At 63.3% G+C, this 21,688-nt stretch carries 19 protein-coding genes; 8 read left to right on the top strand and 11 right to left on the bottom strand.

The annotated features are described in order from the left end of the window. Position 1: 1 nt before the first annotated feature. The 3 genes from P9875_RS22245 to P9875_RS22235 all read right to left on the bottom strand — a co-directional run bounded on the left by P9875_RS22245 (position 2) and on the right by P9875_RS22235 (position 2,929). On the bottom strand, positions 2 to 1,021 hold the full coding sequence (locus P9875_RS22245) for a helix-turn-helix transcriptional regulator (RefSeq protein WP_278316618.1): 1,020 nt from the start codon (positions 1,019 to 1,021) through the stop codon (positions 2 to 4). Between the two features lie 81 nt (positions 1,022 to 1,102). Then, the gene (locus P9875_RS22240; protein ID WP_278316617.1) at positions 1,103 to 2,122 is read right to left on the bottom strand and encodes a GGDEF domain-containing protein; all 1,020 of its coding nucleotides are present in this window, start codon (positions 2,120 to 2,122) and stop codon (positions 1,103 to 1,105) included. A 108-nt stretch (positions 2,123 to 2,230) separates the two neighbouring features. Then, positions 2,231 to 2,929 carry a FadR/GntR family transcriptional regulator gene (locus P9875_RS22235; RefSeq protein WP_278316616.1) on the bottom strand — a complete coding sequence of 233 codons (699 nt, stop codon included), beginning with the start codon at positions 2,927 to 2,929 and terminating at the stop codon, positions 2,231 to 2,233. Between the two features lie 152 nt (positions 2,930 to 3,081). Here P9875_RS22235 and P9875_RS22230 point away from each other — a divergent pair, with 152 nt between their 5' ends. From P9875_RS22230 to P9875_RS22215, 4 genes are all read left to right on the top strand, one after another. Next, entirely contained in the window at positions 3,082 to 3,873 is a 792-nt protein-coding gene (locus P9875_RS22230) for a (Fe-S)-binding protein (RefSeq protein ID WP_278316615.1), read from the top strand. Beyond that, positions 3,870 to 4,586 carry a LutC/YkgG family protein gene (locus P9875_RS22225; protein WP_278316614.1) on the top strand — a complete coding sequence of 239 codons (717 nt, stop codon included), beginning with the start codon at positions 3,870 to 3,872 and terminating at the stop codon, positions 4,584 to 4,586. Before P9875_RS22230 ends, P9875_RS22225 begins: the two co-directional genes overlap by 4 nt. Beyond that, positions 4,583 to 6,028, top strand: coding sequence for a LutB/LldF family L-lactate oxidation iron-sulfur protein (locus tag P9875_RS22220; RefSeq protein WP_278316613.1), 1,446 nt, complete (start codon positions 4,583 to 4,585; stop codon positions 6,026 to 6,028). The genes P9875_RS22225 and P9875_RS22220 overlap by 4 nt, the downstream gene beginning before the upstream one ends. Before the next feature lie 93 nt (positions 6,029 to 6,121). Continuing rightward, positions 6,122 to 7,828, top strand: a complete 1,707-nt coding sequence (locus tag P9875_RS22215; RefSeq protein ID WP_035820791.1) for a lactate permease LctP family transporter — start codon at positions 6,122 to 6,124, stop codon at positions 7,826 to 7,828. 58 nt (positions 7,829 to 7,886) lie between these two features. Here the strand turns inward: P9875_RS22215 and P9875_RS22210 are convergent, their stop codons facing one another. Together P9875_RS22210 and P9875_RS22205 are read right to left on the bottom strand one after the other, a co-directional pair. After that, on the bottom strand, positions 7,887 to 8,414 hold the full coding sequence (locus P9875_RS22210; protein WP_278316612.1) for an NADPH-dependent FMN reductase: 528 nt from the start codon (positions 8,412 to 8,414) through the stop codon (positions 7,887 to 7,889). Positions 8,415 to 8,523: 109 nt separating this feature from the next. Next, a complete protein-coding gene (locus P9875_RS22205) occupies positions 8,524 to 8,757 on the bottom strand; it encodes a DUF3563 family protein (RefSeq protein WP_081922528.1) in 234 nt (77 codons plus the stop codon). 303 nt (positions 8,758 to 9,060) lie between these two features. Between P9875_RS22205 and fucP the strand changes: the two genes are divergently transcribed. Beyond that, positions 9,061 to 10,362: an L-fucose:H+ symporter permease gene (gene fucP / locus P9875_RS22200; RefSeq protein ID WP_278316611.1), complete on the top strand. Its 1,302-nt coding sequence runs from the start codon at positions 9,061 to 9,063 to the stop codon at positions 10,360 to 10,362. Positions 10,363 to 10,414: 52 nt separating this feature from the next. Here fucP and P9875_RS22195 read toward each other — a convergent pair whose 3' ends face one another. Beyond that, entirely contained in the window at positions 10,415 to 11,308 is an 894-nt protein-coding gene (locus tag P9875_RS22195; protein WP_278316610.1) for a LysR substrate-binding domain-containing protein, read from the bottom strand. A 160-nt stretch (positions 11,309 to 11,468) separates the two neighbouring features. Between P9875_RS22195 and P9875_RS22190 the strand changes: the two genes are divergently transcribed. Beyond that, positions 11,469 to 12,965, top strand: coding sequence for an acetyl-CoA hydrolase/transferase family protein (locus P9875_RS22190; protein ID WP_278316609.1), 1,497 nt, complete (start codon positions 11,469 to 11,471; stop codon positions 12,963 to 12,965). A gap of 123 nt (positions 12,966 to 13,088) precedes the next feature. On the opposite strand, the gene P9875_RS22185 is transcribed toward P9875_RS22190, so the two are convergent. Then, positions 13,089 to 13,751, bottom strand: coding sequence for a TetR/AcrR family transcriptional regulator (locus P9875_RS22185; protein ID WP_278316608.1), 663 nt, complete (start codon positions 13,749 to 13,751; stop codon positions 13,089 to 13,091). A 301-nt stretch (positions 13,752 to 14,052) separates the two neighbouring features. Here P9875_RS22185 and P9875_RS22180 point away from each other — a divergent pair, with 301 nt between their 5' ends. Together P9875_RS22180 and P9875_RS22175 are read left to right on the top strand one after the other, a co-directional pair. After that, positions 14,053 to 15,174, top strand: a complete 1,122-nt coding sequence (locus P9875_RS22180; RefSeq protein ID WP_278316607.1) for a M14 family metallopeptidase — start codon at positions 14,053 to 14,055, stop codon at positions 15,172 to 15,174. 12 nt (positions 15,175 to 15,186) lie between these two features. Next, a complete protein-coding gene (locus tag P9875_RS22175; protein WP_035827883.1) occupies positions 15,187 to 15,651 on the top strand; it encodes a CYTH domain-containing protein in 465 nt (154 codons plus the stop codon). A gap of 114 nt (positions 15,652 to 15,765) precedes the next feature. Here the strand turns inward: P9875_RS22175 and P9875_RS22170 are convergent, their stop codons facing one another. From P9875_RS22170 to P9875_RS22155, 4 genes are all read right to left on the bottom strand, one after another. Continuing rightward, positions 15,766 to 17,019, bottom strand: a complete 1,254-nt coding sequence (locus tag P9875_RS22170; protein WP_278316606.1) for a DUF2863 family protein — start codon at positions 17,017 to 17,019, stop codon at positions 15,766 to 15,768. 213 nt (positions 17,020 to 17,232) lie between these two features. Beyond that, positions 17,233 to 19,953: an aconitate hydratase AcnA gene (gene acnA / locus P9875_RS22165; RefSeq protein ID WP_035820771.1), complete on the bottom strand. Its 2,721-nt coding sequence runs from the start codon at positions 19,951 to 19,953 to the stop codon at positions 17,233 to 17,235. Positions 19,954 to 20,041: 88 nt separating this feature from the next. Beyond that, positions 20,042 to 20,596 (bottom strand): hypothetical protein, encoded by a 555-nt coding sequence (locus P9875_RS22160; RefSeq protein WP_035820768.1) that lies wholly within the window; start codon positions 20,594 to 20,596, stop codon positions 20,042 to 20,044. A gap of 13 nt (positions 20,597 to 20,609) precedes the next feature. Continuing rightward, the gene (locus P9875_RS22155; protein WP_099380769.1) at positions 20,610 to 21,608 is read right to left on the bottom strand and encodes an HpcH/HpaI aldolase/citrate lyase family protein; all 999 of its coding nucleotides are present in this window, start codon (positions 21,606 to 21,608) and stop codon (positions 20,610 to 20,612) included. Positions 21,609 to 21,688: the final 80 nt, after the last annotated feature.

Genomic DNA, 21,688 nt, shown 5'->3' with positions numbered 1-21,688 from the left:
GTCAGGCGGCGTAGCGGCTGGCCATGCTGGCGATGGTGTTTTTCATCTGGTCGCGCAGGGCGGCGGGCGCCAGCACTTCCACGCCATCGCCCAGGCCCAGCAACCACCATTGCAGTTCGCGCGTGCTGGGCACGGTGGCGGTCAGGTGCAGCGAGCCATCGGCGCGTTCCTGCAATTGCTGGTCCGCGCTCAGCGGCGTCTCGTACAGGTGCTCGCCGCTGCGACGGGCAAACACGGCTTCGAGCAGCAGCGGTTCGCCATCGCGGATGCCCATGGCACCCGAAGCAATATATGCATCGATGTCGAAGCCCGGCTGCGCACGCGCGGAAAGGTAAAGCATTTCCGCCTGCTGCACGCGGTGCAGGACCAGGGTGCGCACGTCGTTGTAGTCGGCGAACAGGCAGACCAGGTAGAGCAACTGGCCGCGCTGCACGATGGCCAGCGGATGGACGGCGTCATAGCTGACGGGATTGTCGTTGTCGCGCTTCTTGTAGCTCAGCTTGAGCTGGCGGTTCTGCATCAGCGCTTCATACACGGTGCGCTGGCAAGCTTCGTCGATGTCGGGCGCCAGCAGCCGCTGCATGGGGGCGATGACGCGTATCTTGCCCAGCCAGGCTGACGCGCTGGCGCGCTCGCTGGCCGCGTTCAGGGTCTGGCGCGCCGCGCTGAAATACGGCTGCATGCTGTCGAGGGTGGACGGCGGCAAGGCATGGCGCATGTGCTGTTCCATCAGGGCCAGGGTCAGCGCGGCCGGCGTCGACAGGCCCGGCATGTCCATGCGCGCCGCATTTTCCATCCAGCACCAGCCAAACGGCTTGCTGTCGACTGGATTGATCAGTGGGAAAATCTCGGCCAGGTCGAGCAAGTCGCGCTGGATGGTGCGGATGCCGATGGCAAAGTCGATGGCCTTGAGCTTGTCGTGCAATTCGGCGACGGTGATGGTGCGTGGCGCCGGCGGTATCAGGCGCAGCATTTGCCATTGGCGCATGATGGTGGAAGGGCGGGGCGCGTGTTCAGACATGGTGGTTCCGTTCTCTTCAGTGGCAGGATGTGTACTGATAAGTACATAAGTTAACGAATGGTAACATTGATTCGATGGCAATTACAGGGCGTCCAGCATGGCTGCCCTGACGCAATTGCGCCCCGCGTGCTTGGCCTGGTACAGCAGGCGGTCGGCGGCATTGACCAGGGCGGGGGCGCCGGGCGCCGGGCTGCCGGGCGCGCACGCGAGCGAGGCGACGCCGAAGCTGGCCGTCGTCCCGATGTGCTGTGCCAGGCCGTCGCGCAGGCGTTCGGCCAGGCGCACGCCGCCAGCCAGGTCCGTTTCAGGCAGGATCAGCAGGAATTCCTCGCCGCCGTGGCGCACCACGCTGTCGATGCCACGGCGCGTGGCGTTGCCGAGCAGGGCGGCAAAGTTGCGCAGCGCGGCATCGCCCGCGGCATGGCCGTGGGCGTCGTTGATGCGTTTGAAGTGGTCGAGATCGCACAGGATGGCCGTCAGGCACAGGCCATGGCGTTGTGAGCGCGCAAGCTCGGCGCCCAGCAAGTGCTCGTCGAGGTAGCGGCGGTTGTAACAGCCGGTCAGGTGGTCGCGCACGGCCTGTTCGGCGAGGATGGCGTGTTGCAGGACGTGCGCGCGGCGCTGGCGCTGCTGGCCATGGCTGGTGCACAGACCGGTCAGGTTGAGCAGCAGCAAGGTGGCGGCGTTGCCGGCTTGAAAGTCTTCCTGCAGGCCGAGCCAGACCAGGCTTGCCACGAAGGCCAGGCCGGCGCCGGCCAGCAGGTGCCGCGTGACGCCGGCATAGGGCGCGACGAGCAGGATGCAAAAGGCGGTCGCGTGCCAGCTTGCGTCGGCTTCACGCAGTGCATAGCAGAGCAGGAATACGAGCAGGTCCAGCGCCAGCAGCGCGGTGCCGGAGGCGGCGCTGCCAGGCTGTGCGGCGGGTGCGTGCAAGGCCCGCAGCAGCATGGCGAGGATAAGCACGCAGCAGGCCAGGCCCAGCGGCCAGCCGGCGGGCGGCAGCAGCGCGACGGAAAGGATGGCGCTGGCGCTGGCATGCAGCGCCAGCAAGGGAAGCGGCGCCGGCTTGCGGAGATCGTCAGTTGCATGGTGCAAATGCATGGAAACCTGTCGGATAGCGAATCGGGATCCCATTCTTGCCCGGCCCTGCGACAAGCCGCGACGCATTGCCCACCATGCTGCGTATTGGATTGGTCCTACCAGTGACCCTTATTCGTCGCTGGTGACGCGCGTGCGCACGAAATCGATATGGCCTTGCATGGCCGTGCGCGCCTCTTCCGGCTGGCTGGCGCAGATCGCTTCACACAGGGTGCGGTGCTGCGACAGCAGCTGCAGCGAGGTGGCCTCGTCCTGCTGGCGCAAGCCCGTGCCATTGATGGTGATGTGTTCGCGCAGCATGCCGATGATGCTGGTGTGCAAGTGCAAAAACATGGTGTTGTGCGACGCCTGCGCGATGACTTCATGCAGGCGGGCATCGGCCTGCGCCTCGCCGTGCTTGTCGTCGCTGGCGCGCGCCTGTTCCAGCTCGGCCAGCAAGGCCATGATCTGCGCGCGCTCGTCGCCGCTGGCCCGCTGCGCCGCAAAGTAGGCCGTTGCCCCTTCCAGCACGCGGCGAAATTCCAGGATGTCGTCGCGTAGGGCGGGGTGGTCGGCGACCAGCTGGCTCCACGGCGACGCCATGCCGGTGCGCAATTGATCCGTCACGAACACGCCAGCGCCGCGCCGGCTGCGCACCAGGCCCCGCGCCGCCAGCCGCTGCACGGCTTCGCGCACGGTATTGCGCGAAACCGCATATTGCTGCGCCAGCAGGCGCTCGGCCGGCAGCTGCGCGCCCGCCGGCAAGCTGCCGTCCAGCAGGGCCGTTTCCAGCCTGCGCATCACCATCTCGACCCTGCCCCGCGCTTGCATGCCTGTCGCCATCGCTGTCTTCCGGTGTTGTTTTAAAGTGGTCCGAGCAATTTGAAGTGGCTCGCGGAAGCTGGAATTATGCGTGAACCGGTCATTCTTAACAACACACAGCGGCGCCGCAGCAACATACAGAGCGCCGGGGAGACACATTCATGCAGCCAGACCCGCGCCAGCCACGCCGCTATCCACCCGCACCGCTCCAGGTGTACCTGTTCGCCACTTGCCTGGTCGACCTGTTCGTGCCGCAGGCGGGACTCGACGCGGTGCGCCTGCTGGAGCGGGAAGGCTTGCTGGTGCATTATCCGCGCGGCCAGAGCTGCTGCGGCCAGCCCGCCTACAGCAGCGGCAACCCGGAACAGGCGCGTGCCGTGGCCCGCGCCCAGCTCGACCTGTTTGCGCAGCCTTGGCCCGTGATCGTGCCGTCCGGTTCCTGCGCCGGCATGATGCGCCACCACTGGCCGCAGCTGTTTCAGGACGATCCCGTCGCCGGACCCAAGGCGCTTGAATTGGCCGAACGCGTATATGAGCTGAGCGAATTTCTCGTTTGCGTGCTGCAGCTCGACCTGGCCGGCCTGGCTGCCGCCGGGCAGGCCGATGAAAACGTGGTGCTGCACACCTCGTGCGGGGCGCGCCGCGAGATGGGCACGCGCCTGCACGGCGTGGCCCTGGTCGATGCCTTGCCCGGCGTGACGCGCATCGAACACCAGCGCGAATCGGAATGCTGCGGCTTTGGCGGCACGTTTTCACTGAAACACCCGGACATTTCCGGCGCCATGGTCAGCGACAAGATCGCCTCGGCCTGCGCCACGGGCTGCGACCGCCTTGTCTCGGCCGACTGCGGCTGCCTGCTCAATATTGGCCACGCCGCGCAGCACCAGGGCGCGCCGCTGCCCGTTGAGCACATGGCCAGCTTCCTGTGGCGCCGTACGGGAGGCGCGGCATGAGCGCGATCCTGACCGCCCGCGAACGCATGCTGGGGCGCTTGCGCGCCGCGGCCCCCACCGCGCCCGAGACGGTGGACGTCATCGATACGGCCATCGACCAGCACTATCTGGCGCGCCGCGCAGCATGTCCGCTGTCGCCGCGCCAGCGCATCGATGTCATGCAGGCAGCCTTGCGCGCCTCGCATGCGGAGGTCGATTGCGTCGGCGTGGACGCCTGGCCGGCCTTGCTGGCGCTGCGCCTCGGTGAACACGGCGTGCGCCGTTTGCTGCTCGATACCGGCAGCGCCGAGGGGCAAGCCTTGCGCGCCGCCTTGCCGGCCGAGGTGGAAGCGTTGTCCTTTGACCGTCCGCTGGCGCAGTGGAAGGGCGAGTTGTTCGACAGCGTCGACGCGGGTTTCACCGTCGCCCGTTCCGGCATCGCCGCCACAGGCACCCTCGTCATCGCGCCCGACGCGGCCACGCCGCGCACGGTGTCGCTGGCGCCGCCCCTGCATATCTGCCTCGTGTATGCGAGCACTGTGCATGCGGACTTGCACGCTGCGGCGCGCGCCGAGCGCTGGTGCGATGGCATGCCGGCCAACCTGGTGCTGGTGTCCGGTCCCTCGAAAACGTCGGATATCCAGCAGACGCTGGCCTATGGCGCGCACGGCCCGCGCTGGCTGTGGGTGCTGATTATCGATGATTTATCTGCCCATGCAGGAGGCCAGCCATGAACGCCAAGCCCCTGCAATTCGTCAAGCCGGCCGACTTCCATGCGCGCGCCCGCGCCGCGCTGGACGACCCGAAACTGCGCCAGAGTTTTCGCGGCGCGATGGATTTTTTACAGGACAAGCGTAGCGCCCAGTTCCCCGATGGCGACGAACTGGAACGCCTGCGCGACATCGGCGCAGCCGTGCGCCAGCACGCGCTGGCGCACCTGCCCGATTTGCTGGTGCAGCTGGAAGACAAGCTGACGGCGGCGGGCGTGCAGGTGCACTGGGCCGAGGATGGCGAGCAGGCCAACGCCATCATCCACGCCATCGCCGAGAGGAATCAGGCGACGCGCTTCATCAAGGGCAAGTCGATGGCCAGCGAGGAAATCGAGCTCAATCACTACCTGGAAGCGCGCGGCATGACGTGTTTGGAATCAGACATGGGCGAGTACATCGTGCAACTGGCCGGCGAAAAACCGTCGCACATCGTCATGCCGGCCATTCACAAGACCAAGGCCGACATCGCCGGCCTGTTCGCCGAACATATTCCCGACGCACCCTACACGGAAGACGTCGACAGTCTGATCCAGACGGGGCGGCGCGCCCTGCGCCAGGCCTTTGTCGAGGCGGACATCGGCCTGTCGGGCGTGAACTTCGCGGCGGCCGACACGGGCACCCTGTGGCTGGTGGAAAACGAGGGCAATGGCCGGCTGACGACCTCCGTGCCGGAGGTGCACATCGCCATCATGGGCATGGAAAAAGTCGTGGCCAAGCTGGAACATATCGTGCCGCTGGCCAGCCTATTGACGCGTTCGGCGACGGGGCAGGCCATCACCACGTATTTCAACCTGATTTCCGGCCCGCGCCGCGCCGGTGAGCTGGATGGCCCGCGCGAAGTGCACCTGGTCTTGCTCGACAACGGCCGCAGCCAGGCTTACGCCGACGAGCAGCTGCGCGCCACCCTGCAATGCATCCGCTGCGGCGCCTGCATGAACCACTGTCCCGTCTATACGCGCATCGGCGGCCACGCCTACGGCACCACGTATCCGGGGCCGATCGGCAAGATCATCTCGCCCCACTTGCTGGGACTGGCTGCGACGGCCGACCTGGCCACCGCGTCGAGCCTGTGCGGTGCCTGTGGCGAAGTGTGCCCCGTGCGCATTCCGATTCCGCAACTGCTGGTGCGCCTGCGCACGGAGGCGAACCGCAATCCGAACGAGGAAGTGGCGCATCCGCTGCGCGGCCAGGGCGCCAAGTTCAGCCGCGGCGAAAGCCTGATCTGGCGTTTCTGGAGCGGCGCCTTTGCGCGCCCCGCCAGCTACCGGCTGTTCCGCTGGGCCGCCACGCGCCTGCGCCTGCTGACGCCGCGCGCGCAGCTGGGCTGGACGCAGCACCGCAAGCCCTTGACGCCGGCGCCGCGCAGCCTGGCCGACTTGCTCAATGCACGAGGGCAGGAAGAATAGCGCCGCTCCGCCATACCGCAAAAAACACGCTACACACAATTACATCAAAAGCCGTTTTTTCAATCAACCCGCATCCACCGGAGGAGACCCGACATGCAAACCTGGACCCAACTTTATACACCGCTCGGCAGCTTGTGGCTGTCGTCGCTGGCGGCAGCCATTCCCATCATTTTCTTCTTCATCGCCCTGGCGGCGCTGCGCATCAAGGGACACGTGGCGGCGGCCGTCACCCTGGCGCTGGCGCTGGCCGTCGCCATCTTCGCTTACGGCATGCCCGTGCCGCAGGCGCTGGCGGCGGCCGGCTACGGCTTTGCGTATGGCTTGTGGCCAATCGCCTGGATCATCGTCACGGCCGTCTTCCTGTATAAAATCGTCGTGAAAACAGGGCAGATCGAGATCATCCGCGCCTCCGTCCTGTCGGTCACGGACGACCAGCGTTTGCAGGTGCTCTTGATCGGCTTTGCCTTCGGCGCCTTCCTGGAAGGGGCGGCCGGTTTCGGCGCGCCCGTGGCCATCACGTCGGCCCTGCTGGTGGGCCTGGGCTTCAACCCGCTGTACGCGGCGGGCCTGTGCCTGATCGCCAACACGGCGCCCGTGGCCTTTGGCGCCATGGGCATTCCCATCATCGTGGCGGGCCAGGTGACGGGCATCGACCCTTTCCTGATCGGCGCCATGGCGGGCCGCCAGTTGCCGCTGCTGTCGCTGGCCGTGCCCTTCTGGCTGGTCTTCATGATGGATGGTGTGCGCGGCGTGCGCGAAGTGTGGCCGGCCGCCCTGGTCACGGGTGCCAGCTTCGCCGTCACCCAGTATTTCACGTCGAACCATATCGGCCCTGAACTGCCGGACATCACCTCGGCCCTCGTTAGCCTGGTGTCGCTGACCCTGTTCCTGAAAGTGTGGCAGCCGAAGAATGCCAAGGTGGTCAACGCCGTCGGCGGCGGCGCCGCTGCGCTGTCCGGTTTTGGTGGCGGCGTGGGCAATGCGGACTTGCGCGGCAGCGGCAGCCGCGCCGCCTCGCCCTACACCCTGGCGCAAACGGCGCGCGCCTGGGCGCCTTTCGGCTTGCTGACGGCCATCGTCACCGTCTGGAGCCTGCCCGGCTTCAAGTCCCTGTTCGCCGCCGGCGGCGCGTTGGCCAGCCTGGTCGTCAAGATCCACGTGCCTTACCTCGATAAACTGGTGATCAAGACCATGCCCATCGTGGCGGAGCCGAAGGCGTATGACGCCGTCTTCAAGCTCGATTTGCTGTCGGCCGTGGGTACGGCGATCTTGCTGACGGCCGTGCTGTCGATGTGGATGCTGGGCATGAAGCCGCGCGATGGCCTCAAGGCCTTCGTCGAAACGGTGGTGGAATTGCGCCGTCCCGTGCTGTCGATCGGCCTGGTGCTGGCATTTGCCTTCGTCGCCAATTACTCGGGCATGTCGTCCACCCTGGCCCTGCTGCTGGCCGGCAGCGGCGCCGCCTTCCCGTTCTTCTCGCCGTTCCTGGGCTGGCTGGGTGTGTTCCTGACGGGCTCCGACACGTCGTCGAACGCCTTGTTCTGCTCCCTGCAAAACACCACGGCGCACCAGATCGGCGTGTCCGACACCTTGCTGGTGGCGGCCAATACGACGGGCGGCGTGACGGGCAAGATGATTTCGCCCCAGTCGATCGCCGTCGCCTGCGCCGCCACTGGCCTGGTGGGCAAGGAATCGGACCTGTTCCGCTTTACCCTGAAGCACAGCCTGCTGTTTGCCGTGATCATTGGCATCATCACCATGCTGCAGGCGTACGTGTTCACGGGCATGATCCCGCATTGAGTGGTCCGTAGAAGTACGTAGTAAAACTAGATGAATTGATAGTAAAACGTGCAGAGGGTCATGAAAATGACCTGATGCACTGCAGCATATCGAGGATGGCCCGGCGCAATGCTGGGTCCGCGGCGATGCCTTCCGCACCGAGACCCGACCCCAGCAGGGGCAGGCTGATGCAGGCGTCGTCGATCAGGCGCGCCGACATGGTGCGCACCGTTTCGCGCAGCGCCGCCTGTGCATGCGTGGCGCGCGGCGAGGCGTTCAGCAGCGCCAGCGGCTTGTCGATGAACGATTCATTTCCCACCATCCAGTCCAGCGCGTTTTTCATGGGGCCGCTCACGCCGTGCGCATACTCGGGACTGGCCAGCATCAGCACGTCGGCCGCGATGATCGCGTCGCGCAGGCCCGTCACGGCCGGCAGGCTGTCGGCGTCGAGGTCGGGATTGAACAGCGGTAATTGCCCGAGTCCCGGATAAATGCGGATGTCGAATGGCGCTGGGGCAAGCGTGGCGATGGCGCGCAGCAGGGCGGTGTTCAGCGAGGCGGCGCGCAGGCTGCCGGCGATGGCGAGGATGGTGATGGGCGTGTGCATCCCGCCTGTATAGCCCATCCTGTGCTCAAGCGCAAGGCGAGCAGGATGGCGCTATCGATGTTGCTACAGCCGTTGAGCGACTGGGAACTGCGGCAATACTGCGTCAATCTTAACGGCTCAGACCGCTCATCCAGCTAGGCTGTGGATTGGCACGGGCCAGTTCGCGCATGCGGTATTCCAGGTCGTAACGGTCGGTCGATTCGGCCAGATACGCTTCTTCGTAAGCGCGTTCGCGGCGGTCGCTGCTTTGGTTCAGCCAGGCGCCGACGCGTTTGGCGGCGTGGACCAGGGTGCCGACGATATTGCTGTTTTGCGTGGTGTGGTAAGTAAATGCGGTAGACATGGCAGACTCCTTATGTGGCGTGCCGCGTTGTGCTGCACTGCAATATAATTATAGCGGTTTCAAGTTATAAGGCTACTTTTGATTTCGAATGTCAGCTATTCAATTATCGAATAATTGATGTGAAACCTGCGCAATCCGGGGCCTTTCGGGCATAATGCGGCCGCAGCAAGGTAGTTTTACTACGCGCTCGGCCTTGCGAAGATGTTGCTTTCAAACACGAGCGCTGCCGCTGCCTGGCGGTGTCCATGCAAGCGATGGGCCAGGGCAGGGCACGACAATCTTGGATAGAACAATGGAGAAAGTATGGAACACGTAAAGCAGGGGCTGGGCGCATCGCGCGCACAGGCCGGCACGCAAAACAATACAGGCGCCCTGATCATTGTCACGGTGCTGTTTTTCATGTGGGGGCTGCTGACCTCGCTCAATGATGTGCTGATCCCCCATCTGCGTTCGATCTACACCCTGACGTATGTCCAGGCGATGCTGGTGCAGTTCTGCTTCTTTGGCGCCTACGCCATCGTCTCGCTGCCGGCAGGCATGCTGATCAAGAAAATCGGCTATCAGCGCGGCGTCGTCGCCGGCCTGCTGATCGCGGCCGCCGGCTGCGCCATGTTTTACCCGGCGTCCACCGGCAGCTATGCGCTGTTCCTCTTGTCCTTCTTCATCCTGGCGGCCGGCATCACCGTGCTGCAGGTGGCGGCCAACCCGTACGTGACGGAACTGGGCGACCCGCAGACGGCGTCGAGCCGCTTGACCCTGACGCAAGCGTTTAACGCGCTGGGCACCACCGTGGCGCCTGCGCTGGGCGGCATGCTGATTTTGTCGGGCACCGTGCTGACGGTGCAGCAGTTCGACCTGCTGCCGGCCGCCGAGCAACTGGCTTACCGCGCCAAGGAAGCGGCTTCCGTGCAAGGCCCGTACCTGGTGCTGGCCGCCACCCTGGTGATCCTGGCGGTGCTGTTCGCGCTGGCAAAATTGCCAAAGATTTCGCATGCCGACGATGCGGCCGCCCTGGCGCAGGCTGGCAACAAGGTCTCGATCTGGTCGCACCGCCACCTGGTGCTGGGCGCGCTGGCCATCTTCCTGTATGTGGGCGGTGAAGTCAGCATCGGCAGCTTCCTGATCAACTTCCTGGGCGAGAGCCATATCGCGGGCCTGAGCCACGCCGACGCCGCCTATTTCGTCAGCTATTACTGGGGGGGCGCCATGCTGGGCCGCTTCGTCGGCTTTGCAGTGATGCGCTATGTCAGCCCGGGTAAGACCCTGGCCTTCAACGCCGCCGTCGTCATCGCGCTGATCCTCGTCGCCGTGTTCTCCAGCGGTCACACGGCCATGTGGGCCTTGATCGCCGTCGGCCTGTTCAATTCCATCATGTTCCCGACCATCTTCAGCATGGCCTTGAACAAGCTGGGCGCGCAAACGGGACAAGGTTCGGGCATCCTGTGCATGGCCATCGTCGGCGGCGCCATCGTGCCGTTCATCCAGGGCTTCCTGGCCGACCACATCAACCTGCAACTGTCCTTCCTCGTGCCGGCCCTGTGCTACACCTTCATTCTGTACTTCGGCTGGAAATACGCCAGCATGTACAAGGACGACGCCAAGTAAGCCAGGTGGCGTGATCAAGCAAAAAGGGTGGCCGAGGCCACCCTTTTTTGCGTCAGTGCGCGAACTGGGTGCCCAGCACGTCCTGGCATACCTCAAGCCAGGCGCGTGCCGCATGCGACAGATAGCGCCCGCTCCAGACGTGCGCCACCTGCCACGCCACCTCCGGCTCGACGATGCGCACGGCCTCAAGCGGCTCGCCGGCCAGGCGGTGGATGAACGGCTCCGGCAGCAGGGCCACGCCCAGGCCCGCCGAGGCCATGGCCACCAGCCAGTCCCACTGGCCGCTCTGGGCCGCAATCGTCGGCTCAAAGCCCGCTTGCGCGAAATGCTGGCGCAGGCTGCGCGTGAGCGCGAAATCATCTTTTAACAGCACCAGCGGCAAGTCGGCCAGCGCCTTGAAGGGCAGTGTCGTGCGGTTTTTCTGGAAGGTGCCCGGTTCGGCCAGGGCCCAGATCGGGTAGTTGGCCACTTCCACGGCCACGAGGTCGAGTTCCGGGTCGGCCGGCAGCACCGTCATGCCGATTTCCAGCTCGCCGGCCGCCACCTTGCGCTCGATCTGCTGGCCCGTGTCTTCCTGCAAGGTCAGGCTGATATGCGGATGGCGCGCGCGGAACGCCTTTAATACAGGTGTGAACAGCACATTGATCATGGGCGGGATGCCGACCGTCAGGCTGCCGCGCTGCAACGTTTGCGTGTCGCGCACTTCAAGGGTCAGCTGGCGCATGTTCGCCAGCATTTCCTGGCCGTGCTGGTAGACGATGCGGCCCGTGTCCGTCAGGGTCAGCTTGCGCCCGTCGCGCACCAGCAGCTGCGCGCCCACTTCATCTTCCAGCTGGCGCACCATCTTGCTGATGGTCGATTGGGTCAGGTGCAGCGATTCGGCCGCCTGCGTAAAGCTCGACAGGCGCACGGTTTCGACGAAATAGCGCAGGGAACGGATATCCAAGATGGGTGCTCGGCGTTGGCAAAGCATGAAAATATCGACTGAATATGGCGAAGTTAATTCATGCCATGCATGTTGCCGCGATTTTATACTGAATCCACTTATGGGGTTGGTGTATGACAGCCATCCAGTTTGAGAATATGAAGAAGATCAGGAGCATCAGATGTACGAGGACCGTATCCGCCACCCAGGCTTGCTCGGCAAAATCATGAGCGCCGATGAGGCAGCCAAATTGTTCCACAACGGCATGCGTGTCGGCATGAGCGGTTTTACCCGTGCCGGCGACGCCAAGGCCCTGCCGCGCGCACTGGCCGAGCGCGCCCTGCAAGATCCATTAAGCCTGACCCTGATCACGGGCGCGTCGCTGGGCAATGGCAGCGACGGCCTGATGGCCGAGGCGGGCGTGCTGGCGCGCCGCATGCCGTTCCAGGTCGACCCTGTGCTGCGTGGCAAGATCAACAGCGGCGAAGTCATGTTCATCGACCAGCACCTGTCGGAAACGGCCGAGCAACTGCGCTCGGGCAACCTGGCCGCCGTCGATATCGCCGTCATCGAAGCAACAGCCATCACGGCGGCCGGCGCCATCATCCCGACCATGTCGGTGGGTAACTCCGCCGCGTTTGCCCAGCAGGCCACGCAGGTGATCATCGAGATCAACCTGTCCACGCCGCTGGCGCTGGAAGGCTTGCACGACATCTATATTCCACAAAATTTGCCGGGGCGCGAACCGATTCCCCTCACGCGCGTCGACCAGCGCCTGGGCAGCACGGCGATTGCCATCGATCCGGCCCGCATCGCCGCCATCGTCATTACGGACAGCCCCGACAGCCCATCGAACGCCTTGCCGCCCGACGAAGAGACGCAAGCCATTGCCGGCCACGTGATCGCCTTCCTGGAGGGCGAAGTGGCGGCTGGACGCATGGGCCCGGAATTGCTGCCCCTGCAGGCGGGCATCGGCACCATCGCCAACGCCGTGCTGCATGGCCTGATCGGCTCGCCTTTCCAGAACATGACGATGTATTCGGAAGTGTTGCAGGACAGCGCCATTGAGCTGCTCGATTCGGGCCAGCTGGCGTTCGCCTCGGCCTCGTCGATCACCCTGTCTGCCGCCGTGCATCAAAAGCTGATGGACAATATCGACCATTACCGCTCGAAAATCGTGCTGCGCCCGCAAGAGATCAGCAACCATCCGGAAATCGTGCGCCGCCTGGGCATCATCGCCCTGAATACGGCGCTGGAATTCGATATCTACGGCAACGTCAATTCCACGCATGTGTGCGGCACGCACATGATGAACGGCATTGGAGGCTCGGGCGACTTCGCGCGCAATGGGCAAGTATCGATGTTCGTGTCGAAATCGGCAGCCAAGGGGGGGCGCATTTCCAGCGTCGTGCCGATGGTCTCGCATGTGGACCATACGGAGCATGACGTCGATGTGCTGGTGACGGAGTGGGGTTTTGCCGACTTGCGTGGCCTGGCGCCGCGCGAACGGGCGCCGTTGATCATCGAGCGCTGCACGCATCCCGCTTACCGCGATCAATTGCGCGCGTATTACGACGCGGCATGCCAGCGCGGCGGTCATACGCCGCACATCCTGGAACAGGCGCTGTCGTGGCATACGCGCTATCAGGAAACGCAGAGCATGCTCGAAGCGCAGTAAGCTTCGCGCATATCAAGACGGGGCAGGGCGGTGCAGCACCGCGCCTGCCTTTACTTTTTCTCAGTACATGTGCAGCGCCTTGGCGCCCAGGTCCAGCAAGGCAAGTTTGCGCTGGATCAAGCGTCAGGAAGCCGGTGCAAAGCGCAGGCGGATGCCTGTCGTGACGACGGCCAGCAAGTCGTCGATATGTGCGTTCATTTCCGGGTGCGGCGTCCATGGGTCGCCCGCATCCATGACGATGCGCAGCGACACGAGGCCGTGCAGCGATTGCCAGAAGATTTGCGTCATCGTGTGCAGTGCCGGCGGATCCTGGCGTACCTGGCCCGCTTGCGCCAGTTCGGTAAACAGGTGCAGCGCATAGGCGTACGGGTCTTGCTCGATATTGCCGTGCTCCACTTCGACGGCGTCGACTTCCGCGTGCGGACGCAGCTCCATGAAGATCAGCGAGTACTCGTCGGGATGCTGGAAGCCGTACTCGATGTAGGCGCGGCCGATCAGGCTGATACGTTCCCATGGGTCCATGCTGGTGGCGCAGGCCGTGCGCATGGCGTGCACCAGTTCCAGCAAATCCTTGTCCATGGCCTGGGCGATCAGGGTGGCCTTGTCGCGGAACAGGGCGTACACGACGGTGGTGGAAAAGCCGGCCGCCTCGGCCACCTTGCGGATGGAGACGGCGCGCGCGCCACCCTTCTTGATGAGATCTTTGACGACGTTGATGATGTGCTCGCGCCGCGCCTGCGCCTCGCGTAACTTTCTTTCCTGGATGTTAGTTAACTTCTTGTCCACGACTCTTTCCTGGCGACTCTATGAAAGCAAGAATTATAGGGGGGCGACCCGGCGCTAATGTGTCAGCGGCTGTTACAAAGCAGTTTTTTGTCCGGTAGATGCAACAGCTCACCGATTTTTCGTGCTTTTGCCCGGCACTTTTCCATCGATGCCCCGGATTGGTGCATAAATCACCAGACCAGGCTTTGCGAACGGTGCCAAAGGGCGGAAAATAGCGGGATAGCTTACACTGCGTTTTTTAGCGCGACGGCGGAGCCCACGAGGCAACGCCGTAACACTTACATTCGGACGGGATCATTACATGACCATTAAAATCAGCCAGAACTTCGACTCGGGCGCCATCGACGTGGTGAGCGCCGCCAGTGCCGGCGCCATCGACCTGAACTTGCGCAAGGATAGCCACGCCGACATCCACCAGTGGTTCCACTTCCGCCTGCAGGGCGCGCGGGGCCAGGCATGCACGATGCGCTTCCTGAACGCGGGCCAGGCCACCTATCCTGCCGGCTATGAAGACTACCAGGCCGTGGCCAGCTACGACAGCGAAAACTGGTTCCGCGTACCGACGGCGTTCGATGGCCAGGTCATGACGATCTCGCACACGCCTGAACTCGACAGCGTGTACTACGCCTACTTCGAGCCGTATTCGTGGGAACGCCATTTGCGCCTGCTGGGTGAAGTGGCCGAGCATCCGCTGGCGCGCGTGTCCGACCTGGGCAGCACGGTCGACGGCCGCGACATGAACATGGTTACCATCGGCAACCCGCAGGCGGAAAAGAAAATCTGGGTCATCGCACGCCAGCATCCGGGCGAATCGATGGCCGAATGGTTCGTCGAAGGCTTGATCGACTCGCTGCTCGACGACGCCAACCCGATCGCACGCAAGCTCTTGCAGCGCGCCGTGTTCCACATCGTGCCGAACATGAATCCGGACGGCTCCATCCGCGGCAACCTGCGCACGAATGCGGCAGGCGCCAACCTGAACCGCGAATGGATGACGCCTTCGCTGGAGTCCAGCCCGGAAGTGCTGTGCGTGAAAAACAAGATCCACGAAACGGGCGTCGACATGTTCTTCGACATCCACGGCGATGAAGCGCTGCCGTACAACTTTGTGGCCGGCAACGAAATGCTGGAAAACTTCACGCCGGCGCAAGCGGCGCACCAGAAAGCCTTCATCGAGCGCTACAAGCAGGCCAGCCCCGACTTCCAGGACAAGTTCGGCTATGCGGCCAGCAAGTACAAGTCGGACATGCTGACCCTGGCGTCGAAATACATCGGCCACCACTTCGGCTGCCTGGCGCTGACCCTGGAAATGCCGTTCAAGGAAAACGCCGACTTGCCGGATCCAGCCGTCGGCTGGAACGGCGCGCGCAGCGCGGCCCTGGGCGCGGCCATGCTGCAGCCTATCCTGCTGTCGCTGGATTGAACGGCGTTGTTCATGGGTATCGAGATCGAGCGTAAATTTTTGCTGGCCGGCGACGCCTGGCGCGGCCTGGGCCAGCCGGTCCTGCTGCGCCAGGGTTATCTGTCGTCCGCGCGCGAGCGCGTGGTGCGCGTGCGCATCGAGGGCGGGCAAGCGATGCTGACCATCAAGGGCGCGAACGTGGGTGCAACACGCGGCGAGTGGGAGTATCCGATTCCGCTGGCCGACGCGGCCGAACTGCTCGACGGCCTGTGCGAACAGCCGCTGATCGAAAAGTATCGCCACCGCATCGAACACGCGGGCATGGTGTGGGAAGTCGACGAGTTCCTGGGCGCCAATGCGGGCCTGGTGGTGGCCGAGATCGAACTGGCCTCGGAAGACCAGGCCTTCGAGAAACCGGAGTGGATCGGCGCGGAAGTGTCGGGCGATGTCCGCTATTACAACGCGAATCTGATCCGCCATCCGTTTTCACAGTGGTGATGGTGTTGTAAATGACGTTGCAATGAAAAAGGCGGAACCGAGGTTCCGCCTTTTTTTGCATGCGCTGGTGGTGTTGTCGGATTAGCGCGCAGCGCGTAATCCGACAAGCCTGCATTAATGGAAGTGTTCCGTGCCTTGCGGCGTATCTTCCGGCATTTCCGCATGCGCCAGCTCGCCGACAGGATCGGCAAACAGGGGTGCGCCGCAATCGTCGCAGTATTCACCGACAAAGCGTTCCGCGTGGCGCTTGATCTGCGTCACGCCGGCCGCGTTCAGGTGCTCGATGATTTCATCGACGGGCGTCTTTTGCTTGTCCAGCGCGGCGATGCCGACCTGGATCAGGCCTTCGATCGGCGTGCCATCCTCGTCTTCCTGGCCGTACAAAGGCCAGACGATGCCGTAGATGACGTCCGGCGCCTGGCGCAGGGTGAAGGCGATGCGGTACTCATCGACCTGGCCATCGGCCGCTTCCTCGCCAAAACCGGCGATGACGGCGCGCAATTCCGACGGCTCGATGGCCAGGGTATGCGTCAGATAGTGCACGGCGGCGCGCACGGAGACGGGGCGTATCAGCTTGTCCGCTTCGCGGCAGGCCACGTAATACGCTTCCGGCAGCAGCAATTCCAGGCCGCAGCCGGGCAGCAGGCGGGCGAACGTCGGCGTCGCCTGCGTGCGCCATTGTTCCAGAGCGGCGCTGCGTTCGGCGATGAAGTCGAGCTGGCTCGAAGGCGTCTGCCAGCGGAACAGCGGCGCGCCGCTTGGCGCCACCACGGCCACCAGCAGGTAGCGCGTGTCGGCCAGGAAGGGCGCCGTTTCCGCCTCTTTGCCTGACGGCTTGACGGCCGTGCCTTTCAGCGCGGCCAGTGCCAGCTTCTGCGTCTTGGCATAGGTCTCGACGTGGCTGCGCGGCAACTGGTCGATCGAGTAGAGCGTTGGCGCCATGGCCATCTTCGTGCCATCGGCCAGCAGGTGGGCGGCGAAATGCGCCGACAGTACGCTGTGCGCGTCGCCGGCCATGGGGCCGGAGGCGATGGAAAAGCGCGTCCACGCGAGGATGGGCACGGCGACGAGCAGGGCGTCGTAGCGCACGTCTTCATGCGTGACGACGGTCGATTCGCTGACGGCTTCAACGCAGTCCATCAGCACGTCATAAGCGTTCAAGTCATCCTTGAACAGGCTGCCCAGGGTGTTGTCGATGGTGTCCTGGTGGCCGGTTTTGAGTAATTTCTGGAGCTGCGTATCCAGGCTGTGTTCCCAGGACCGCTCTTCGAGACGGCTGGCTGCCTGTACGATCGCCTGGGCAAAGGTGACCAGGCGCTGGCTGTCGGCAGTCAGTTTATGGGATGAATCTTTGGAAGGACGACGCATAGCGGGATAAGAGTCTCGGAAAGTGAAAAAAATGGATCAGTCAAACAATGATAAACCCTTATAACCGTATTGTAGAGGATTCAGCCGCACGCAATACGTAAGCTGTCCTTAGATCATGCCAATAGTCGAAATTTCAAGTCGGAACGGGATGCAGGGACGAAAAAAAGCGCCGGTCGAAACCGGCGCTTTGATCTTGCATCACAGCTGGGCTGATTACTCGGCCAGCAATTGACGCAGCACGAATGGCAGGATACCGCCATGCTTGTAGTAATCGACTTCGATCGGCGTATCGATGCGCAGCAGGACTTTGACTTCCTGGCTGCTGCCGTCGGCGCGGTGGATCACCAGGGTAGCCAGTTGCTGTGGCTTGATTTCGCCTTCGAGGCCTTTCAGGTCGAAGGTTTCCTTGCCGGTGATGCCCAGGGTTTGCACGCTGTCGTCGCCGATGAATTGCAGCGGCAACACGCCCATGCCCACCAGATTCGAGCGGTGAATACGCTCGAACGAACGGGTGATCACGGCTTTCACGCCCAGCAGTTGCGTACCTTTTGCCGCCCAGTCGCGCGACGAGCCCGTACCGTACTCTTCGCCGCCGAAGACCATGGTTGGCGTGCCTTCAGCAACATATTTCATCGCTGCGTCGTAGATCGACATTTCTTCGCCGGAAGGCTGGTGGATCGTGATGCCGCCTTCGACCGCCGAACCGTCTGCCTTGGCAGGGATCATGCGGTTTTTGATACGCACGTTGGCGAACGTGCCGCGCATCATGATTTCATGGTTGCCGCGACGCGAGCCGTAGGAATTGAAGTCCGCTTTCAGGACGCCGTTTTCCTTCAGCCATTTGCCTGCAGGGCCGTTTTCCTGGATCGAGCCGGCTGGCGAGATGTGGTCGGTGGTGATGGAATCGCCGAACACGCCCAGTGCGCGCGCGCCTTCGATGCCGGTGGCCACTGCCGCTGGCGTCATCGAGAAGTTGTCGAAGAACGGAGGTTCCGCGATATAGGTCGATTTCGGCCAGTTGTAGACTTGACCGGAAACGGTCGTGACTTTTTCCCACAGCTTGCCTGGTGCGCCCTTGACGTCCGCGTAGTTGTCCTTGAACACCTTGGCGTTCATGGCGAACTTCATCATGGCCGACACTTCAGCCGAGGTTGGCCAGATGTCGCCCAGGTAGATGTCCTTGCCGCCCTTGCCTTTGCCGACTGGTTCCGTCATCAGGTCGCGCGTCATGTTGCCGGCGATGGCGTAAGCGACGACCAGCGGTGGCGAAGCGAGGAAGTTCGAGCGGATGTTCGGGTGAATACGCGCTTCGAAGTTACGGTTACCCGACAGCACGGCCGACGCGACGATATCGTGCGTGGCGATCGCTGCGTTCAGCTCGGGCGTCAGGTCGCCCGCATTGCCGATACAGGTGGTGCAGCCATAGGCGGTCACGCCGAAGCCCAGTTTTTCCAGGTAAGGCAGCAGGCCGGCAGCGGTCAGGTACTCGGTCACGACGCGCGAACCAGGGGCCAGCGAGGTCTTGATGTGCGGCGCGACTTTCAGGCCGGCTTCGACGGCTTTCTTGGCCAGCAGGCCGGCAGCCAGCATCACGCTCGGGTTCGAGGTGTTGGTGCACGAGGTGATCGCGGCGATCAGCACGTCGCCGTTCGACACTTTCACGTTGTTGGTGGTCTCGTACACGGCGTTCAGGTCGGCCGGGTTCTTGTTGAAGCCGTTTTCCGACGTTGGCTTGGCGAACAGTTCGGCGAAGTTCGCTTTCACATTGCCGATTTCGATACGGTCTTGCGGGCGTTTCGGGCCGGCCAGCGACGGAGCAACCGATGCCAGGTCCAGTTCCACCACGCGGGTGTAGTCGATGTCGCCAGCTTTTGGCACGCCGAACAGGTTTTGCGCCTTGAAGTAGCCTTCGAACGCGGCGATTTCAGCCTTGCTGCGGCCGGTGCCCTTGAAGTAATCGATGGTCGCTTCGTCGACCGGGAAGAAGCCCATGGTCGCGCCGTATTCCGGTGCCATGTTGGCGATCGTCGCGCGGTCGGTCAGGGTCAAGGATTCGGTGCCTTCGCCGAAGAATTCGACGAACTTGCCGACGACTTTTTCTTTGCGCAGCAGTTCGGTGATGGTCAGTACCAGGTCGGTGGCGGTGCAGCCTTCGCGCAAGGCGCCCGACAGGTTCACGCCGATCACGTCTGGCGTCAGGAAGTAGACCGGTTGGCCCAGCATGCCGGCTTCCGCCTCGATGCCGCCCACGCCCCAGCCGACCACGCCGATGCCGTTGATCATGGTGGTGTGCGAGTCGGTGCCGACCAGGGTGTCAGGGTAGTACACGTCGCCGGCTTTCTTGCCTGCGTGGTGCACGCCGCGCGCCAGGTATTCCAGGTTGACCTGGTGGACGATGCCGAAGCCTGGTGGCACGACGCCGAAGGTGTCGAAGGCTTGCATGCCCCATTTCATGAACTGGTAACGCTCGTTGTTACGCGAGAATTCCAGTTTCATGTTCAGGTCCAGCGCTTTCTTTTCGCGGTAGTGATCGATGGTCACCGAGTGGTCGACCACCAGGTCGACCGGTACCAGTGGTTCGATCTTCTTGGCGTTGATGCCCATCTTGGCGGCCACGTTGCGCATGGCGGCCAGGTCGGCCAGCAATGGTACGCCGGTGAAGTCCTGCAGCACGACGCGCGCCACTACGAACGGGATCTCGTCGGTGCGCTCGGCGGTTGGGCCCCAGCTCGCCAATTGCTTGACGTGTTCTTCGGTGACTTTTTTGCCGTCGCAGTTGCGCAATACCGATTCGAGCACGATACGAATCGACACTGGCAGGCGGGAGACATTGATGCCCAGGCTTTTTTCCAGCGCAGGCAGGGAGTACAGCTTGCCCTTCTTGCTATCCGAAATATTAAAGTCCTTGAGCGTGTTCAGAGTGTTGCGGGACATGACCTCTCCTTGTTGGGTATCGTCTATTTATTGATTATTCAAATTACAAAACATGACTGAGCCCCCGAAGAGGCCCTTGCTGCTCACATCAGCCGCCGGTCGCCGGCAGCACGCCCAGCGATGGCGCGGCTTCCACCACTGCCGCCGGCTTGGCTTGCTCCGCATCCTTGCATTCATTGGCCAGCTGGCGGCCCTGCTTGGAATCGAGCAGCATGCCTTTGGCCGGGATGCCGATCCAGACGAGACCGTACAGACGGTTCTCGAAGCGGTTGGCGCCGGTGGTGGTGCCAACGCGGCTCAGGCGGTGCAGGCGCTTCTTCCAGCGCAGGGCGATGTGTTTGTCGTCAGTCGCATTGGTGTAGATGGTAATTTTATTGCCAAGTTCGCAATTGAAATCGGTGGAAGCCGAGCCTGCGGTGTCCGGTTCGTCGGATTCTTCCTTGTCGGCGACTGACATGGCGAGCGGATGGGCTTCCTTGGCGGCTGCCTTGGCTTTGGTGGTCTTGGCCTTTGGCTTGGCTTTGGCAGCCTTCACTGCCTTGGGGTTTGCCTCTGCCGTGGCGGCGAAGCTGGCTGGCGCCAGCGTGAGGGTCATGGCGCCCAGCGCGACGCTGCAGGCAATGGCTAATTTGGAGAGGGACATCGTGTAATTCCTGTCAGTTTTCAGTGGTGCTGGAAGAGGGGGTGTTGAGTAATGCAGCGGCCGCCTCGGGCAGGCCGAGGCCTGCCAGTTTGGCGCGTTGCAAAACGGTCCAATAATATCGGTAGCTGGCGCGGTCGTGCAAGCGGCCATTTTGCGCAATCGGTCCCCAGTTGGCGCGCAGCGCCTCATTCAGGATGTTGCTGGCCTCGTTGACTTCGGACAGGCGCGGCGTGAAGGCCTTGATGATGGGCTTGATCTGGTCCGGGTGGATGCTCCACATGCGCGTGTAGCCGAACTCGGCTGTCGCGCGCTGGGCGTCATTCGCCACCACGGCCGAATCGCGCACGTCCGTCGTCACGTTATGCGACGGCACCTTGCCGTGCGCATGGCAGGCGGCCGCCACTTCCAGCTTGGCGCGCACCACCAGCGGGTGCGTGAACTGGCCCGGCGTGCGCATGGCGGCGGCGGGAATGGCGCCGTAGTGGGCCGAAACGAAATCCATGATGCCGAAGGACAGGCATTCGACCTGGGGCAGGGCGGCGATCGCGTAGGCGTCGCGCAGCGCGCCATGCGTCTCGATCAGGATGTGCACGGGCAGGTTGTCGCGGCCGGCGCGGCGCGCGTGCAGGTTGATCAGGTCGATGGCCAGCATGGCATCCTGCACGCCTGCCACCTTGGGCACGGCGATGTAGGCCAGGCGGGAGGCGGCACTGCAGATGATTTCCACGTCGCGCGCGAAAAACGGGCTGTCGACGTCGTGCACGCGCACGCCGATACGGTTGAACTGGTTGTCGTCGCTGGCCAGCAGGCCGGCGATCATCAGGGCGTGGGCTTCTTCATTGCCGGCGCTGGCGCCGTCTTCGCAGTCGAACGTGATGTCGAACAGGGGGCCAAGCTCTTGTTGCAAAGCAATCGATTTACGCATCAGCTTTTCAGAGCCGGCGTAGTGGTCGCAAGCGGCGAGCAACAGCGGCTGGCGTTTGCCTTGGAATAAAACCTCGGAAGGGTGCATGCTTAAGGCATTTCTGCAGGTAAAAACTACTTGATAAAACAGCCGCACCGCGACATGCGCGGGGCGGCCTTCTTTGGCGG

Origin of the sequence: Janthinobacterium rivuli (genome assembly GCF_029690045.1) — a bacterium.
In the GTDB taxonomy this organism is placed as follows: domain Bacteria; phylum Pseudomonadota; class Gammaproteobacteria; order Burkholderiales; family Burkholderiaceae_D; genus Janthinobacterium; species Janthinobacterium rivuli.
This window is presented reverse-complemented; position numbering and strand designations above follow the sequence as displayed.